The organism is Flavobacterium sp., assembly GCF_004211145.1.
GTDB lineage: Bacteria > Bacteroidota > Bacteroidia > Flavobacteriales > Flavobacteriaceae > Flavobacterium.
In genome coordinates this window covers 1-16,970 of the sequence record NZ_SEBS01000055.1, presented here as the reverse complement: position 1 = coordinate 16,970, position 16,970 = coordinate 1, and the positions used below count along the sequence as shown (strand labels likewise).

19 protein-coding genes are annotated in these 16,970 nt (G+C 47.7%); 9 read left to right on the top strand and 10 right to left on the bottom strand.

The window, feature by feature from the left end; all coding sequences use genetic code 11:
- Window positions 1-290: 290 nt before the first annotated feature.
- Window positions 291-1,685 carry a trypsin-like peptidase domain-containing protein gene (locus EOO50_RS16780; protein ID WP_290841444.1) on the bottom strand — a complete coding sequence of 465 codons (1,395 nt, stop codon included), beginning with the start codon at window positions 1,683-1,685 and terminating at the stop codon, window positions 291-293.
- Window positions 1,686-1,840: 155 nt separating this feature from the next.
- On the opposite strand from EOO50_RS16780, the gene dapF reads away from it, so the two are divergent.
- The 5 genes from dapF to EOO50_RS16755 all read left to right on the top strand — a co-directional run bounded on the left by dapF (window position 1,841) and on the right by EOO50_RS16755 (window position 6,049).
- On the top strand, window positions 1,841-2,620 hold the full coding sequence (gene dapF, locus EOO50_RS16775) for a diaminopimelate epimerase (RefSeq protein ID WP_290841443.1): 780 nt from the start codon (window positions 1,841-1,843) through the stop codon (window positions 2,618-2,620).
- Window positions 2,614-3,141 carry a GNAT family N-acetyltransferase gene (locus tag EOO50_RS16770; RefSeq protein ID WP_290841442.1) on the top strand — a complete coding sequence of 176 codons (528 nt, stop codon included), beginning with the start codon at window positions 2,614-2,616 and terminating at the stop codon, window positions 3,139-3,141. Before dapF ends, EOO50_RS16770 begins: the two co-directional genes overlap by 7 nt.
- 125 nt (window positions 3,142-3,266) lie before the next feature.
- The gene (gene mltG / locus EOO50_RS16765) at window positions 3,267-4,307 is read left to right on the top strand and encodes an endolytic transglycosylase MltG (protein WP_290841441.1); all 1,041 of its coding nucleotides are present in this window, start codon (window positions 3,267-3,269) and stop codon (window positions 4,305-4,307) included.
- Between the two features lie 2 nt (window positions 4,308-4,309).
- A complete protein-coding gene (locus tag EOO50_RS16760) occupies window positions 4,310-5,227 on the top strand; it encodes a DUF2279 domain-containing protein (RefSeq protein WP_290841440.1) in 918 nt (305 codons plus the stop codon).
- A gap of 183 nt (window positions 5,228-5,410) precedes the next feature.
- Entirely contained in the window at window positions 5,411-6,049 is a 639-nt protein-coding gene (locus tag EOO50_RS16755; RefSeq protein ID WP_290841439.1) for a peptidoglycan-binding protein LysM, read from the top strand.
- A gap of 56 nt (window positions 6,050-6,105) precedes the next feature.
- Here the strand turns inward: EOO50_RS16755 and EOO50_RS16750 are convergent, their stop codons facing one another.
- From EOO50_RS16750 to dnaA, 5 genes are read right to left on the bottom strand one after another with little or no spacing between them, the layout of a single operon-like run.
- Window positions 6,106-6,510 carry a hypothetical protein gene (locus EOO50_RS16750; protein ID WP_290841438.1) on the bottom strand — a complete coding sequence of 135 codons (405 nt, stop codon included), beginning with the start codon at window positions 6,508-6,510 and terminating at the stop codon, window positions 6,106-6,108.
- Between the two features lie 57 nt (window positions 6,511-6,567).
- A complete protein-coding gene (locus EOO50_RS16745; protein WP_290841437.1) occupies window positions 6,568-7,035 on the bottom strand; it encodes a DUF6265 family protein in 468 nt (155 codons plus the stop codon).
- 28 nt (window positions 7,036-7,063) lie between these two features.
- Window positions 7,064-7,789, bottom strand: coding sequence for an SAM-dependent methyltransferase (locus EOO50_RS16740; protein ID WP_290841436.1), 726 nt, complete (start codon window positions 7,787-7,789; stop codon window positions 7,064-7,066).
- Entirely contained in the window at window positions 7,786-8,253 is a 468-nt protein-coding gene (locus EOO50_RS16735; RefSeq protein ID WP_290841435.1) for a low molecular weight protein-tyrosine-phosphatase, read from the bottom strand. Before EOO50_RS16735 ends, EOO50_RS16740 begins: the two co-directional genes overlap by 4 nt.
- A gap of 2 nt (window positions 8,254-8,255) precedes the next feature.
- Window positions 8,256-9,683: a chromosomal replication initiator protein DnaA gene (gene dnaA, locus EOO50_RS16730; protein ID WP_290841434.1), complete on the bottom strand. Its 1,428-nt coding sequence runs from the start codon at window positions 9,681-9,683 to the stop codon at window positions 8,256-8,258.
- A 190-nt stretch (window positions 9,684-9,873) separates the two neighbouring features.
- Between dnaA and EOO50_RS16725 the strand changes: the two genes are divergently transcribed.
- The gene (locus EOO50_RS16725; protein ID WP_290841433.1) at window positions 9,874-10,290 is read left to right on the top strand and encodes a thioesterase family protein; all 417 of its coding nucleotides are present in this window, start codon (window positions 9,874-9,876) and stop codon (window positions 10,288-10,290) included.
- An 81-nt stretch (window positions 10,291-10,371) separates the two neighbouring features.
- Here EOO50_RS16725 and EOO50_RS16720 read toward each other — a convergent pair whose 3' ends face one another.
- Genes EOO50_RS16720 through ribD form a run of 3 tightly spaced genes read right to left on the bottom strand, consistent with a single transcriptional unit; the run spans window position 10,372 to window position 12,610 of the window.
- Complete coding sequence (locus tag EOO50_RS16720; RefSeq protein ID WP_290841432.1) at window positions 10,372-10,977, bottom strand: YigZ family protein; 606 nt, start codon at window positions 10,975-10,977, stop codon at window positions 10,372-10,374.
- Complete coding sequence (locus tag EOO50_RS16715) at window positions 10,978-11,586, bottom strand: HAD family phosphatase (RefSeq protein WP_290841431.1); 609 nt, start codon at window positions 11,584-11,586, stop codon at window positions 10,978-10,980. It abuts the gene before it with no gap.
- Window positions 11,564-12,610, bottom strand: coding sequence for a bifunctional diaminohydroxyphosphoribosylaminopyrimidine deaminase/5-amino-6-(5-phosphoribosylamino)uracil reductase RibD (gene ribD, locus EOO50_RS16710; RefSeq protein WP_290841445.1), 1,047 nt, complete (start codon window positions 12,608-12,610; stop codon window positions 11,564-11,566). Before ribD ends, EOO50_RS16715 begins: the two co-directional genes overlap by 23 nt.
- Window positions 12,611-12,681: 71 nt before the next feature.
- Here ribD and EOO50_RS16705 point away from each other — a divergent pair, with 71 nt between their 5' ends.
- Window positions 12,682-13,185 carry a GNAT family N-acetyltransferase gene (locus EOO50_RS16705; protein ID WP_290841430.1) on the top strand — a complete coding sequence of 168 codons (504 nt, stop codon included), beginning with the start codon at window positions 12,682-12,684 and terminating at the stop codon, window positions 13,183-13,185.
- Window positions 13,186-13,252: 67 nt separating this feature from the next.
- Complete coding sequence (prmC, locus tag EOO50_RS16700; RefSeq protein ID WP_290841429.1) at window positions 13,253-14,110, top strand: peptide chain release factor N(5)-glutamine methyltransferase; 858 nt, start codon at window positions 13,253-13,255, stop codon at window positions 14,108-14,110.
- On the opposite strand, the gene EOO50_RS16695 is transcribed toward prmC, so the two are convergent.
- Entirely contained in the window at window positions 14,101-15,342 is a 1,242-nt protein-coding gene (locus EOO50_RS16695) for an ABC transporter permease (RefSeq protein ID WP_290841428.1), read from the bottom strand. The genes prmC and EOO50_RS16695 overlap by 10 nt on opposite strands.
- A gap of 513 nt (window positions 15,343-15,855) precedes the next feature.
- On the opposite strand from EOO50_RS16695, the gene hisS reads away from it, so the two are divergent.
- Window positions 15,856-16,970, top strand: a 1,115-nt coding sequence (gene hisS / locus EOO50_RS16690) for a histidine--tRNA ligase (RefSeq protein ID WP_290841427.1), incomplete at its 3' end; no start/stop codon positions are given.

Genomic DNA, 16,970 nt, shown 5'->3' with positions numbered 1-16,970 from the left:
TTTCAAAATTGATGATTTTCATTAATTTGGGGCAAAAGTAAAAATTTCAATCGTTTTCGTTGATGAAAATATTGATTTTTTCGCAATGAAAATTGTTTTGGAGACGTTTGTGAGGTTTTTTTTCCGAACAGATCGTGCGTGAATTGCTTCGCGGAACTCAAATCTAAAATCTGAAATAAAAAAAGCCACCCGTTTCCGGATGGCTCAACCAAATCTAATTTTTTAGTCGAAAGTCGAAAGTCGAAAGTCGAAAGTCGAAAGTCGAAAGTCGAAAGATTTACCTTAAAAGGTTATAAAATAACCCGAACGAGTTCCCCATTGCTCGTCATCAATTGCACCTGGACCGATTGTTCGTCCCCGATGCGTTTCGTCAAATCGGAAATCGATTCCACGCTCGTCGCCTTCACGTTTCCGATCGACAGTATCACACCGCCTTTGAGTTCCTCGGCATATTCCTGCAGTCTTTCGTTCGAGACGCTGTTGATGCGCACGCCGTAGCCTATGTTGAAACGTTTCTTGTCGGAAGCATCGATATTCGAGAGTTCGAGTCCTTTGAAGTCAATCGTTTCAAATTCGTTCTTGATGAGTTTTACGGGAACTTCAAACGTCTTGTCGTCGCGGACATAGGTTACCGAAACGATGTCGTTCGGGCGTTTCGTAGTCACGACTCCGTTGAAATCGGCCCACGAATAAATGTTCGTGTTGTCGAGTTTCTTGATGATGTCGCCTTTTTTGAGGCCCGCTTTTTCGGCTCCCGAATTTTTGGTGACTTCGCCCACATAAAACCCTTGTGTTTGGTTCACGCCGAATTCTTTAGAGATCGCGCTGTTCAATTCGGTGCCACGGATGCCGATGATGGCGCGTTGCACATTTCCGAATTCCATGATGTCCTCGACGATCTTACGCGCGACATTACTCGGAACCGCGAACGAATACCCGACGTAAGAACCTGTCATCGACGAGATCATCGTGTTGATCCCGACGAGTTCGCCGCTCGTATTGACTAACGCGCCGCCTGAATTTCCGGGATTTACGGCCGCGTCAGTCTGGATGAACGATTGCAAGCTGTCGCCCGATAAATTACGCGCTTTGGCCGACACGATTCCCGCTGTAACGGTTGAGGTCAAGTTGTACGGGTTTCCGACTGCCAGAACCCATTCTCCGACCTTAATATTGTCGGAATTCGCGAAAGCCGTGTAAGGCAATTTTTCGTCGGCGTCGATCTTAAGCAACGCGATGTCCATTTTGGAATCGGTCCCGATTAGTTTCGCCTTGTACGATTTGCGGTTGTTCAGCGTGACTTCGAGCTCCGACGCGTCTTTGATCACGTGGTTGTTCGTCACGATATAACCGTCTTCAGAAATAATTACGCCCGATCCCGTCCCGACTTGTTCCTGCTGTTGCTGGCCGCGGTATCCGTACATGAATTGTTGGATCGGCGAAACCTGTCGGTAGGAAACATTCTTGACGTGGACTACGTAATGAACCGCCTTGTCGGCAGCCGTTGTGAAATCGACCGATTCGGCACCTCCAAAGCCGACCGTTCGTGAATAATTTTCGGGCGCCGTCGTGACGATCCCGTTTTTGTTCGATAAACCATCCTGTTCGATGAACAGCTTGTAAGCGCCCAATGTGGTAGCGCCACTTAACAAAGACACTAAGAATAAACCTGAGAACTTTTTCATTTGCTTGATTATAATAATAGAATTTAACACCAAAAGTAGAAGATTATTGTTTCGCCGAAATCACTTTAACCACGTCTTAACAATGATTAACGTTACGTTGTATTTCGCGTCGATCGAGCGCTTTTTTAATCGGATTCCTTTCGTAAATTTGAGCTATGGAAATAACCTTCTCCAAATATCACGGAACGGGCAACGACTTCGTGATGATCGACAACCGTTCGCTCGCGTTTCCCAAAAACGATACCAAGCTCGTCGCGCAGTTATGTGACCGACGTTTTGGCATCGGGGGCGACGGATTGCTGCTATTAGAAAATGACAAAGATTCCGATTTTCGCATGGTGTATTTCAACGCCGACGGAAACTTGGGTTCGATGTGCGGCAACGGCGGACGCTGTCTCGTCGCATTTGCGCAACATCTTGGCGTGATTGAAGATACGGCTGAGTTCATTGCATCCGATGGACCGCATTATGCCAATATTTCCGATGGGTTCATCTCGCTTCAAATGAAGGACGTCGATTCGGTCAACGTACAGCCTAACTATATTTTCCTCGACACGGGTTCGCCGCATCATATCGAAATCGTCGACGATCTCAAGAACTTCGATGTAAAAACAAGAGGTGCTGAAATCCGATACGGTGAATTGTACGGGCAAGCCGGCAGCAACATTAATTTCGTAAAGCCTGAAGCCGACGGCAGTTTCTCGGTCCGAACCTACGAACGCGGCGTCGAAGATGAAACGCTTTCGTGCGGAACGGGAGCGACTGCGGTGGCAATTGCGATGAACGTACTCGGGAAAACCACTTCGGATCGCATAAAAATCAACGTACAAGGCGGAACGCTCGAGGTTTCCTTCACGAAAGATAACGGTACATTCACCGACGTTTTCCTGATCGGGCCAGCGACTTTCGTATTTAACGGCGAAATCTCATGCTGACCTTAACCGGAGAAAATATTTATCTGCGCGCGCTCGAACCCGACGATCTCGAATTCGTGCACGCGATCGAAAACGACGAAACGATCTGGGAATTCAGCAATACGCAAACGCCTTACAGCAAGTTCCTCGTCAAACAATATCTTGAGAATTCGCACCAGGACATTTACGAAGCCAAGCAATTGAGGCTCGCGATCTGTCTGAAGGCGACGTTCGACGCGATCGGGCTCATCGACCTTTTCGATTTCGATGCGAGAAACCAACGCGCCGGAGTCGGAATCATCATAAAAGACATGGCCGAACGCGGAAACGGTTACGGAAGCCAGGCGCTCGAGCAGCTGCTTCACTATTCGTTCATCCAATTAGGGCTGCATCAGCTGTACGCCAATATCGATCCCGCGAATGTAAACAGTGTCGCGCTTTTTACTAAATTTGGCTTCGTCGAGATCGGGGTCAAAAAGCAGTGGAATAGGGTAAGGGGTGAATTCCGGGACGAGACGATGTTTCAGTTGGTTAGGAAATAGTGCAGGGTTCAGGGTTTGCTAGATAACCAACAGAAAAAAAGTAAGTCAAAATAAACATAAAACGATTCAACACCCGAGGCGTAGCCGAACTGATGGAGCGCAGCGGAATAAATCAACGACAAAAAGTGAATTTCAAAAAAATAATAGGCATCGTTTCCGTCGTAATCGTGACGGGCGCCATCATCTACGGATACATTCTTTACCGCAATATTTTTGCATCGAACACGAGTTTCAATGACAACGAAATCGCGGTTTTCATTCCGACGAATTCCGATTTCACGGCCGTCAAGGACATCGTGAAACCGTATGTAAAGGATTTGGAAAAATTTGAGACGACGGCCGAGAAGAAGTCGTACGTCACGAACATAAAAGCGGGGAAATTCGTCCTTAAAAAAGGAATGAACAACAACGATATCATCAATTCGTTGCGCCAGCCGGTTCCCGTCGATATCGCTTTCAACAACCAGGAACGGCTCGAGGATTTCGCGGGCCGCATCGGTTCTCAGATCGAAGCTGACAGCACGAGCCTCATGAAATCATTCACCGACGAGAAATTCCTCGCTGAGAACGGATTCACGAAGGAAAACGTATTGAGTATTTTCATCCCGAATTCGTACGAGTTTTTCTGGAACACGAACGCCGACAAATTCCGCGACCGCATGGCAAAGGAATACCGCAAGTTCTGGAACGCTGACCGTACCGCCAAAGCCGAAGCGCTTAACTTGACGCCTTTGCAGGTTTCGGCACTTGCGTCGATCGTGCACAAGGAAACCGTGAAGAGCGACGAGCGTCCGCGCGTGGCCGGGGTTTACCTGAACCGACTCGACAAAGGAATGAAACTCGAAGCCGATCCGACGGTGATTTATGCCGTGAAGAAGAATTCGGGCGACTGGAACCAAGTCATCAAACGCGTGCTCAATAAGGATCTCGCAACCGATTCTCCTTATAATATGTATATGTACGCGGGTTTGCCGCCGGGCCCGATCGCGATGCCCGACATTACGGCGATCGACGCGGTCTTGAATCCTGAAAAACACAACTACATTTACTTTTGTGCGAGCGTGACCAATTTCGGGTATCACGAATTCGCGGTCACTCCGGCCCAGCACGAGGCGAATCGTCAGAAATACGTGGCTTGGATCAACAGTCAAGGCATCAAACGATAGACGTGAGGCGCGCCAAATCTATATATTTATGGATTTGCTGCTTTTTGGCGGCGGGCTTGTCGGCGCAGAATGGCGTTGAAAATTTCCTGAAACCCGCCGATTCGTTGAATGTCACCCGACGCAATTCGGTAATCATAGGCGAAGCGGTGTTTGCGGTCGGAACCTATGCGGCGCTCAACCAACTTTGGTACGCCGATTACGACAAATCCGATTTTCATTTCATCAACGACAACGCCGAATGGATGCAGATGGACAAGGCAGGACACGTATTTTCATCCTACCATCTGTCGAATTTCAGCAGCAACCTGTTCGCATGGAGCGGCATGAGCGACAGGAACCGAAAGATTTACGGCGCCGCGACGGGTTTCGTTTTCGTGTCGGCGATCGAGATTTTCGACGGATTCTCGCAAGAATGGGGCGCGTCGACGGGAGATCTCGCGGCCAATGCCGGAGGAACGCTTTTGTTCATCGGACAGGAATTGTTGTGGGATGAACAGCGCATCACGCCGAAGTTTTCGTTCCATAAAACGCCCTACGCTTCGGCTCGTCCCGATGTTCTGGGCAGCACGTACAACGAGCAGATTTTCAAGGATTACAACGGTCAGACGTATTGGCTATCGGCCAACGTGCATTCGTTTTTCAAGGGCTCGAAGATTCCGAAATGGTTCAACGTCGCCGTCGGATACGGAGCCACGGGAATGGTGACGGGAAAAGATGTCCCGACAAACAACGTGTTCCTGCCCGAGAAAGAACAAATGCGTCAATTCTATTTTTCGCTCGACGCCGACCTGACGAAAATTCACACAAAATCTCATTTGTTGAAAACTTTGTTCTCGTTAGTCAACGTGATAAAGATTCCTGCACCGACCGTGGAGATTAATGGTCGCGGCGATGTTAAATTCCATCCATTGTATTTTTAGAAAACATTAACTGATTGATTTTCAGCATTTGTTTTATTGTTGTATATTTGCCCCCGCAGAAATTTCCAGTTTCGGTACCTTGAAATTGTGCAGAGATTACTTACAAGTAGCTTTGTCACAAAAGGTTAACCCGGTTTCGCCCCAAAGCCAAAACGGTTACGCCAGCTGGAAGAAAACCAAAGTATGTATAAGAAATGGGCATATTACATTAGCATTATTACCACTATTGCGTTCCTGAGTTATGGTTTTAAACCTTTTCAACTCGAAAATCACGATTGGTTCAGCACCAAAGGCGAGGATAAACTCTCTTATAGCTACCCGTCGTTAAGCACTTCCGATTACAACAACCTCGACGTTCCTTTTACCGGTAAATTCTTCGTCGCTTACAAAGAGGCCATCGCCTTCCGTGAGTCGCAAGGACAGTATCGCTTGGTCAATACTTTCGGGTATATGGGCAAATACCAGTTCGGGAAATCGGCGTTGCGCGCTATAGGAATCAAGGATTTCAATAACTTCCTACGCAATCCGGCCTTGCAGGAAAAAGCGTTCGAGGCCTTGTGTGCGAAGAACAAATACGAATTGCGCGACGAGATTGCCAAATACGAAGGCAAGACCGTGGCGGGCATCAAAGTAACCGAATCGGGAATTTTGGCCGCTGCGCATTTGGGTGGAGCGGGTTCGGTAAAACGATTCTTCAAGAGCAACGGCACGCGTTATTTACGCGACGGTTACGGCACGTCGATCCGCAGTTACATGCGTACTTTCGGGGGTTACGAAACTACGGGCATCGTCGCCGACAGCAATGCGATCGTAAAGATGTAAGAGTTTCGAACGCCGAATGTCCTAAAAAATTCAAACCTGTCGTTCGGCAGGTTTTTTTATGGTTTTATCTTTTCGAAGCGCATGGTCGCATCATCTGCCTGGATCACGAATTCGGTTGCGGTGAGCTTTACGATTTTCCCGTCGGGCGTTTCCATGTCGTCGAGCATTCCGTCCATTTTTTGGTTGATGGTTTTGCCGTCTTCCGAAATACTGTAAACGCCTGTCGCCGACGTCGTTCCGTCGGATTTTTTGGTCGTGAACTTTCCGTTTTCCATGCAGATCGTGCCGTTTAACGCTTCTTTTTTCATCTGCTCCATTTCGGCTGGCGCGGGTGTGATTGCGAAATCGACCAATTTCCAGCAGCCTGATATCGCTTTTTCGGCGACCGCTTTTTGGGCCGAAATGGTGATGTTGAATAGTGCGAAAATGGCAACGAATGCGAGGTTTTTGTAGGTCTTCATGAGTCGGAATTTGTATGGGTTTGGCAGGAATGTTTGATATCAGCGATATAAGAGGAATTATCGAATGCGATCGAATTCGAAAGCAACATCCGGATTTCCGGCTCCTGAGATGACAGCGTGGATCTTATCGTGCGTGACTTTATATTTGATCCGCTTCGGAAATTCGTTCTTATCGTTTTTGCACGTAAAACCGTCGGGTTCGATGTCCGTCAATTGGAAAGGCGTGACCTTTATTGAGCCTTTTGGCGTTACCGAAAAATTCCAATGTCGGCCATCGTTTGCGATTTCGACGTTTTCCAGCCAGATCGTGTCCTTGTCTTTGAGCGTGAATCCGATCCCGCTGTACACCGAGTCGTTTTTCTTTCGCCAACTTTCAAAGGTGCTTTGACCCGGTTCGTCATTTGATCTCGCCCAATCGCCGAGCAAATAATCGAACGATGGTTTTGTATTGGCTTGGGATTCGTCCGCGCTTTTTTTACACGAAAAGCCGGCCGCCAGAATAACGAGAAGTAGAAGTTTTTTCATGTCGCGAGATTACGTCGTGACAAGTTAGTTAATTCTTGTGGATGATGAAAATCGCGGGACGGTTCTGTAGATCAGGTACATGTTTTTTCCAATCGGCGACGCGCAACGTGCGGATGAATTCGGTCGGCAGCGTAATGTCGGCCGCGATGCAGAGCAACGTGCTCGGTTGGAGTGAGACGAGCAGATCCTCTACGAATTTATTGTTACGATACGGCGTTTCGATGAAGAGTTGCGATTGGTTTTTGTCGTGCGAGAGTTTTTCGAAGTTCTTGATCGCGGTTTTTCGCTCGGCTTTGTCGATCGGCAAATAGCCGTTGAACGCGAAGCTCTGGCCGTTCATTCCCGACCCCATGAGTGCGAGTAAAATCGATGACGGCCCGACCAATGGAATGACCTGTATTCCTTTTTCATGCGCGAGTTTCACGATCGCGGCTCCGGGATCTGCAACTCCGGGACAGCCGGCTTCGCTCATGAGTCCGACGTTTTTGCCGTGCAGTAAAGGTTCGATCATTTGTATAAGTTCGCTTTCCTCGGTGCGTTTGTTGAGCAAAGAAATGCGGAGCTCGGGCTGTTTTTTCTCGGGATGGACTGTCTTGATGAAGCGGCGCGCGGTCTTTTCATTTTCGACGATGTAGTCGGCGATGAAGTCGATCGTGCGTTTTATGGTTTGCGGCAACACGTCGTTGGGATCGTCGTTCTCGCCAAGCGTCGTCGGGATAAGGTATAATTTTCCAAGAACGGTAAACGGCTTCATGGATGGTCGCGTTTTAGTTTGTCGGCGATATTTTCAGTCACTTCGTTGAGCATTCCGTACACCGAATTGAAACCGTCGTGCAGTCCGAAATACGGATCGGGAACGTCCATGTTTTCTCCGGGGAAAAGTTCGTCGAGGATGAGTTTTACTTTTTGTCGGTGTTCGTCGGTCTTGGCCAACGCGAGAACGTTGCGGTAATTACTCGCGTCCATCACATAGATATGATTGAACTCGTCGAAATCCGATGTCCTGAACTGCCGTCCGCGTTGGTGCGAAATGTCGAGTCCGTTGCGTTTGGCCACATCGATCGAGCGTTCATCAGGCAAAGAGCCGACGTGCCAATCGCCTGTTCCGGCCGAATCGACGAAAAATTTATCCTTGGGAAGTTTCGATGCGAGCAATCCTTCTGCCAACGGAGAACGACAAATGTTTCCAAGGCAGACCATGAGAATCTTAACCGGCATTGTTACAGGGAGAGTTTCTTGTTGATGTCCTCGACGAATTTCTTGAACTGCTTGTCGGTCGAAACCAAGTTGTCAACCGTCTTGCAAGCGTGCAGGACTGTAGCGTGGTCGCGATCGCCAATTTGTGAACCGATGTTCGCTAGCGATGCTTTCGTGAATTTCTTCGCGAAGAACATGGCCAATTGACGCGCTTGTACGACATGACGTTTTCTCGTTTTCGATTGAAGCGTCTCAATGTCGAGCTGGAAATAATCGGATACGATCTTTTGGATGTATTCGATAGAGATTTCGCGCTTTACGTTCTTTACGAATTTCTCGACGACGTTCTTCGCCAAGTCCAACGTGACTTCCTTTTTGTTGAAGGACGATTGGGCAATCAGCGATATGATCGCGCCTTCGAGTTCGCGCACGTTTGTTTTGATGTTACGCGCTACGTATTCGATGATATCGTCGGGCATTTCGACGCCGTCGCGATACAGGATGTTTTTTAGGATGGAAACACGGGTTTCGTAATCGGGTTGGTGCAATTCGGCCGACAATCCCCATTTGAAACGCGATAGCAAGCGTTGTTCGATGTCCTGCATGTCAACGGGCGCTTTGTCGGAGGTCAAGATGACTTGCTTTCCGTTTTGGTGCAGATAGTTGAAAATGTGGAAGAACACGTCCTGCGTTCCTGATTTGCCCGACAAGAATTGTACGTCGTCGATAATCAACACGTCGATCAGTTGATAGAAGTGGATGAAGTCGTTACGGTTGTTTTTCTTGACCGAGTCGATGTATTGTTGGGTGAAAACTTCGGCCGAAATGTACAGCACGGTTTTCTCCGGGTATTTGTCTTTGATCTCGACACCGATGGCGTGCGCCAAATGCGTTTTTCCCAAACCGACGCCTCCGAAAATCAAAAGCGGGTTGAACGACGTTCCTCCGGGCTTGTTCGCCACGGCCATACCGGCTGAGCGGGCCAAACGGTTTGAGTCGCCTTCAAGGAAATTATCGAAACTATAATTCGGGTTGAGTTGTGATTCGATCTTAAGGTTGCGGATCCCTGGAATAACAAACGGATTTTTGAGTTCCGGGCTCAAATTACGAACCGGGGCATCAACCTCTTGCGCACGCATCGGTGAACGATGAGCGCTTGGCAACTGTTCCGTGAACGGTTGTTTGTTGCCGTAAGTGTTCTCCATTTTGATTTTATAGAGTAACTTTGCGTTTTTCCCGAGTTCTTTCGTCAAGGCCACTTTTAGCAATTTCACATAATGTTCCTCAAGCCATTCGTAGAAGAATTTACTTGGGACCTGGATATAAAGTGCGTTGTCGGTGAGCTCAACTGACTTGATTGGTTCGAACCAGGTTTTGTAGGCCTGCTCTTGGATATTGTCTTTTATAAATGACAGACAATTTTCCCATACCGATTGCGCAGTTTTGCTCATAAATGACTATAAAAGTGTTAATTATTAAAGGTTATCTTACAAAAGGTAAGTGGCGTCTTTTGTACCTCATTCGGGAGAACAAATATGTGAACAAAAATCGTTAAAAAAAAATATTTCGAGGATTGATTTTTCGAAAATATTATTGTAAGCGGAGCGTTAGAAAAATGTTAAAATTTCATTATCAATAAATATGCAAGAAGACCAAATCGAGGTGCGCGTGCGCTATTCCGAAACTGACCAAATGGGCGTCGTTTATCACGGCAGTTATGTTCCTTATTTCGAGATAGGACGCGTGGAGTGGCTTCGAAAACTGGGCGTTTCCTACAAAACGATGGAAGAAAACGGTATCGCATTGCCCATTGTGTCGATGCACTTAAATTACAAAAAACCCGCGCGATACGACGACCTTTTAATTGTTAAAACTAAGCTAAAACGACATGCTTCGGTCAAGATTGAATTCGACTGCAAAATCGAAAGTGAGACGGGCGAATTGTTGACAACTGCGCATTTCATTTTGGTGTTCGTCGACACTAAAACAGGCCGTCCCGTTTTGCCTCCGGAATACATAAAAACCATCCTTGAAAACTTTGAAAACGAGGTTGATTGATGTCGTTATCAATCCGATTGCGTTAAGGTGATTTTGGTGTTTCGCATTCGGGAAATAATCCGAATGTGAAGCATTTCCAATTTATTCAACAGCTTTTACCAATACCCCAAAAACCGCATCAAACGCCCCGACCGCGGAATCCGCATTTTTCTTTCGTACCGAAAACGTCACCTCACAATTCATTTCCATTCTCTGTGAAACGACGTTGAGGTTTTTCTCGCGAATAATCCGCATGACTTTGTTGATATCTTTATACTCAAACGACACGACATAATTAAGATCAATCGTCCTCTCGACGATCTCAGAAGCCTCGATCGCCATTTGCGCCGACGTTCGATACGCTGAAATTAACCCGCCGACTCCGAGCTTCACACCACCAAAAAACCGAACCGAGACGATCAACACATTTGTCAACCCAAACGATTGGATCTGCCCGTAAATCGGCATTCCGGCCGAGTTCGAAGGTTCACCGTCGTCGTTGGCGCGGTACTGGATTTTTTCGGTCCCGATCTGGAACGCGTAGCAAAAATGTCCCGCGCCCTGATGTTGTTTCCGTAAAGTTTCCAAATGAGATTTGACTTCTTCTTCGTTCGTTATGGGAAATGCATACCCGAAGAACTTGCTGTTCTTTTCCTTGTAAAGCGTCTCGTGAGAGGGAAATGCAATGGTTTTGTAAGTGTCGTCCAATTAAGCGGTCTCGAATTTTTTCTCGAACAAATGTACGACATCTTCCTGTCCGACCTGTAGGTTCCAAACCTGTAAACCGGCTTGGCGCGCGGCGTCGGTGTTTTCTTTCTTGTCGTCGATGAACAGGGTGCGCTTTGGCGAAAGGTCGTGTTTGCGCACGATGTAGTTGTAGATTTCCACGTCGGGTTTGCGCATTCCCATTTCGTATGAATAGTAGACTTTTTCAAAACATCGGTAAAAATCACCCGCGAACGTCGAGCCGACAAGTTCTTCAAAGTGCGCGATGTGGATCGCATCGGTGTTCGTCAACAGGAACATTCGGTATCGTCCGCACAACATCTGCAAAAACTCCAAACGTTCGAGCGGGAATTCGCCGATCACCAGATTCCAGGCGTGACGGATGTCGTCGATCGAAGCATCGGGAATGAATTTCAAAAAACCGTTGAGGAATTTATCTTCGGATATCTGGCCTTTTTCAAATTTATCATTGAGTTCTACGAGTTCATCATTCGGGCCGTCGATGCCCAATTTCCGAAATGCCTCGATCGAAGCTTCCTTGTTCAGGTTTACGAAAATGTCGCCGAAGTCAAAGATAATTGTGTTGATCATGGTTGCGATAGATTAAAAGTTCGTCCGCTAAAATACTTTCCTTGTGCTCGTATTTTCGATTCAGGATCGGTGCGACAGTTCCGTTTTCGAGTTCGATGCCCGATGTGAAAACGCGCGCCTCATCCCAAATCCCGGCATCGATGAAACGTTGCAGCGTCTCGCGTCCGCCTTCGATAATCACCGATTGTATATCGTTCCTATATAAGATATCGCAAATACTCGAAATTGCGTTATCCTCGAAATCGACTATCCCGGTTTGCGCATGTCCCAAATCGGAGCTGCTCAAAACGATGGTTTTTGCCTGATTATCAAATATATGATTTTCTTTCGGAATCCTGTGCGACCTGTCGATAACTATACGGTTTGGATTAGAACCTGCCCAATCCCGCGAAGTAAGCGATGGATTGTCATCGATAGCGGTTTGCGTTCCGACGAGGATCGCCTGTTCCTCGGTTCGCCATTTGTGCACGAGTTGACGCGAATATTGATTCGTGAGCCAAACGGGTTTCGCTTCGGTTTTAGTCGCGGGCGAAATGAAACCATCACGACTTTGCGCCCATTTCAGGATGATGTATGGCCGTTTTTTATTTTGGAACGTGAAAAAGCGTTTGTTGAGTTCGTCACATTCGTTTTGCAGGATTCCGACGATCACATTTTTGCCCGATTCTTTTAATTTCCGAATGCCGTTTCCGGCGACTTTTTCATTCGGATCGACCGTTCCCACGACGACGTTCGGAATTCCGTTCGCGATGATCAGATCGCAACACGGAGGCGTTTTCCCGAAATGGCTGCACGGTTCAAGACTCACGTAGATCGTCGCGTCCTTAAGCAGCGATTTGTCTTTGACCGAATTCACGGCATTGACCTCGGCATGCGCTTCACCGGCTTTTTTATGCCAGCCTTCGCCGATAATTTTGCCGTCGTGTACGATCACGCTTCCCACGATCGGGTTCGGATACGTCGTGCCCAGGCCGTTTTTGGCGAGTTCGATGCAACGCTTCATGAAGATTTCGTGGTTCGGCATACCACAAATGTACTCCATTCTTCGATTTTATTTTGGCCGAAGTTGTACGATATTCGTCGTATTTTTGCGACATGGACTACATCGAAATCCGTAAAATCACACAAGATGATAATGCCGACGTCGCGAGAATCATTCGCGAAACGCTCGTGGAATACGGCGCGCCCAAAGTCGGGACGGCGTATGCCGATCCGGAATTGGACCGAATGTTCGAAACATACAACGTGCCGAAATCCGTGTATTTCGTGTTGACTGAAAACGGAAACGTCATCGGCAGCGCGGGAATCGCACCTTTGGCAAACGCCGACGAATCGATCTGCGAACTCCAGAAAATGTATTTTTCAAAACAGGCGAGAGGCCGCGGTTTCGGGAAAATGATGATGGCGAAATGTTTGGAAGCCGCACGCGATTTCGGATATGAAAAATGCTATCTCGAAACGCTACCGTACATGAATGAGGCCCAAGCGTTATATCGAAAATCGGGATTCAGGAATATCGAGCGACCGTTGGGCGGAACGGGACATACGAGTTGTACGGTTTGGATGTTGCGGGAATTGGAATTGACAATTGACAATTGATAATTGACAATTGACAATTGATAATTGACAATTGACAATTAATAGGTAATAAGTAATAATTGGAGATGTGCTTGTAAGGACGTTTAGGGACAGGTTTATTTTGGGATTGACGGCCGATTACGATGCGATCGAGGCCGAGAGTTTTTTTTATCTGTTGCTCGAGGATTTTCGCGGGTTGAAGCGCGTCGATCTGGCGATGGATCCGAACCTGGAATTTTCGTCGGACGAACTCCAAAAATGGGACGACGCTTTCAGGAAACTCCAAAACCACATTCCGATTCAATATATAATAGGTAGCGCGCATTTTTTCGGTTTGGAATTCGAAGTGAATCCGAGCGTGTTGATCCCGCGGCCTGAAACCGAAGAACTCGTCGATTGGATCGTCAAGGATTACGAGTTTTCGGGAAGTCCTGAAATTTTGGATATCGGCACGGGAAGCGGTTGCATCGCGATTTCGTTGGCGAAGAATCTACACGATGCGAACGTTTCGGCGATCGATGTTTCGAGTGAAGCCTTAGACGTTGCGAACCGAAACGCAAACCGAAATGAAGTTCGAGTCGACTTTATCAAAACCGACATCCTGAAAACCGATGATCTGAGTAAGAAATTCGACATCATCGTTTCCAATCCGCCTTATGTCCGAAACCTCGAAAAGCGTGAAATCAAACCGAACGTTCTCGAGAACGAGCCGCATTTGGCGTTGTTCGTGGCCGATGACGATGCTTTGGTTTTTTATCGGAAAATCGCTGACTTGGCGTCGGAACATCTTTCTGAAAATGGAAAACTCTATTTCGAAATCAACCAATATCTGTCAGCCGAAACCATCGAAATGCTCGAAAGCAAAGGGTTTCACGAAATCGAATTGCGACAGGATATTTACGGGAACGACCGCATGATAAAGTGCGCGCCGAAAGTCTACTCGTAACGCAAGGCTTCGATAGGGTCGAGGCGTGACGCCTTCACGGCCGGATATAAACCCGAGATGATCGCGACCGCGAACGCCGTTGAAAATGCCGCGAGGATTGCGCCCCAAGGCACGGTAAAATTGAAGTTGAGCAAGCTTGAAAGGCCTGCGCCGATCAAGATACCAAAGAACATCCCGACCAATCCGCCGATTTGCCCGATCACCAAAGTTTCTATGAAAAACTGCACGGCGATCGTGTTGCGTTTCGCTCCGAGCGCTTTCCTGACGCCGATTTCACGCGTCCTTTCAGTAACCGAAACGAGCATGATGTTCATGAGCGCGATCGACGAACCGAAAATCGTGATGATCCCGATTACCCATGCGGCCGTATTCAGATAACCCGTCATTTCGGCGATCTGGTTCAAGAGTTCATCGCTTCTTGAAATCCCGAAATTATTTTCCTGGACGGGATTGAGTCCTCGGATATTGCGCATCGTGAGCAACGCCTTGTCGACCGCGTCGTTGAGCAATTCCTTTTTGGTCACCATCGTGCTCACGCTGTAATTGATGTTGGGCGACGTGAACAGCGAACGCGCGACCTGGATTGGGATGATCACGCGCAAATCCTGGCTGTTTCCGAACGTCGAACCTTTTTCCTTGAGCACGCCGATCACGCGGAATCTCGCGCCTCGGATCGAGATCACCTTATCGATAGGGTTCGTATTTTTTAATAATCCTTTCTCGAAATCGGAACCGACGATACAAACGTAAGCGTTGTTCTGGACGTCGAACGTCGTGAAATTCCGGCCTTGTGAGATCTCGAGGCCTTTGTTCGGAAGGAACATTTCATCGGCGCCGACGACCGAGATATTTGGGTCGGTCTTCTCGGATTCGTATTTGACTTCAGCGCCTCCCGTCGCGGTAAACGACAGCGAGACCGACGTGAATGGGAAATCGTATTTGTCCTTGAATTGTTTCGCCTGCGCAAACGTGATCACGGGATTCGCGCGCTTGTCGCTTTGGTCGCCGTCGTATTGTTGGCTGAAATCGTATTGGTTCACGTCAAACGTGTTCGCGCCCATCGACGCAAAATCGTTCGAAAGCGTATTTTCAAGAGCCGAAACGACCGTCAAAATCCCGACGAGCGCCATGATCCCGATGCCGATGATGAATACCGTGAGCACCGTACGCAGCAATTGCGTTTTGATGGAACCCATGGCGATGCGGATATTTTCGCGGAGAAGTTTGAACATTTTTTTGGTCGAAAGTCGAAAGTCGAAAGTCGAAAGGACAGAAGACAGGACGAAATTTGTGCTAAAATACGATTATTTGTCGGTGAATTCAAAGATGAATTATACATGGAAAATTGACTTTATGTTTCGACTGGAATTTGAACATTTTTTGGAAAAGTCGAAAGTCGAAAGTCTAAAGTCTAAAGTCTAAAGTCGAAAGTCGAAAGTCGAAAGTCGAAAGTCTAAAGTTGAAAGGACAGAAGGTAAGAGGAAATCTGTGCTAAGATCCAATTATTTGTAGGTAAATTCAAAGATGAAATTGCTGCGAAAATCTTAGATGATTTTAAACCCGGCTAACGCTTTTGCGGTCGCCGGATTTTTGTTGTTAACAATCGATTTTTTTGTCGGCCACATTTCCGTGTTGATCAGAAATCGGTTTTCGTCTAAAATGAGTCGTTGTCCGCTCGACTTTCGACTTTCGACTTTCGACTTTCAACTATTTAGTCCGATATTTGCCGCTCACAACAAAACACAATGGCACAAAAAACAGGCATACCAAAAGGAACACGCGATTTTTCGCCCGAGGTCGTCGCCAAACGACAATACATTTCGAATATCATGAAGACCAACTTCGAGAAGTTCGGATACCAGCCGATAGAGACGCCGAGTTTCGAGAATTCGGAAACCTTGATGGGGAAATACGGAGAAGAAGGCGATCGTTTGATTTTCAAGATTTTGAATTCCGGGGATTATTTGGCAAAAGCCGACGAGAATTTCCTCGCCAATAAGGATAGTTTGCGATTGACGTCGTCGATTTCTGAAAAGGCTTTGCGTTACGATTTGACCGTACCGTTCGCGCGTTACGTCGTCCAACACCAGAACGACATACAATTCCCTTTCAAGCGTTACCAGATCCAGCCGGTTTGGCGCGCCGATCGTCCGCAGAACGGGCGTTTCCGTGAGTTCTACCAGTGTGACGCCGACGTCGTAGGTTCGACCTCGCTGTGGCAGGAAGTCGAGCTCGTGCAACTGTACGATTCGGTGTTTGCCGATTTGCGATTGGAGAACGCGACGATCAAGATCAACAACCGCAAGATATTGTCGGGCATAGCCGAGGTCATCGGAGCCAAGGACAAACTCATCGATTTCACGGTCGCGCTCGATAAACTCGACAAGATAGGCGAGGACGGCGTGAAAACGGAAATGCTCGAGAAAGGAATTTCGAGCGAGGCGATCGAGAAAGTGAAGCCGTTGTTCTCGTTCTCCGGAAACGTGAATGAAAAACTCGACCAGCTTTCAACGCTTCTGGCATCGTCCGACGAAGGGAAAAAAGGAATCGAGGAAGTCCGTTTCATCTGCGACAACATCGCGGCGCTCGGTCTTCGGGTATCCATTTTGGATCTCGACGTCACGTTGGCGCGCGGGCTCAATTATTACACGGGAGCGATCTTCGAGGTTTCGGCTTCAGGAGTCAACATGGGTTCGATCGGAGGCGGCGGTCGTTACGACGATTTGACGGGAATTTTCGGGCTCAAAAACATGAGCGGCGTCGGGATTTCATTCGGGCTTGACCGGATTTATCTCGTACTCGAACAACTCGGCCTGTTTCCCGATACGGTCACGACTTCACCTGTCGCGTTGTTCTTGAA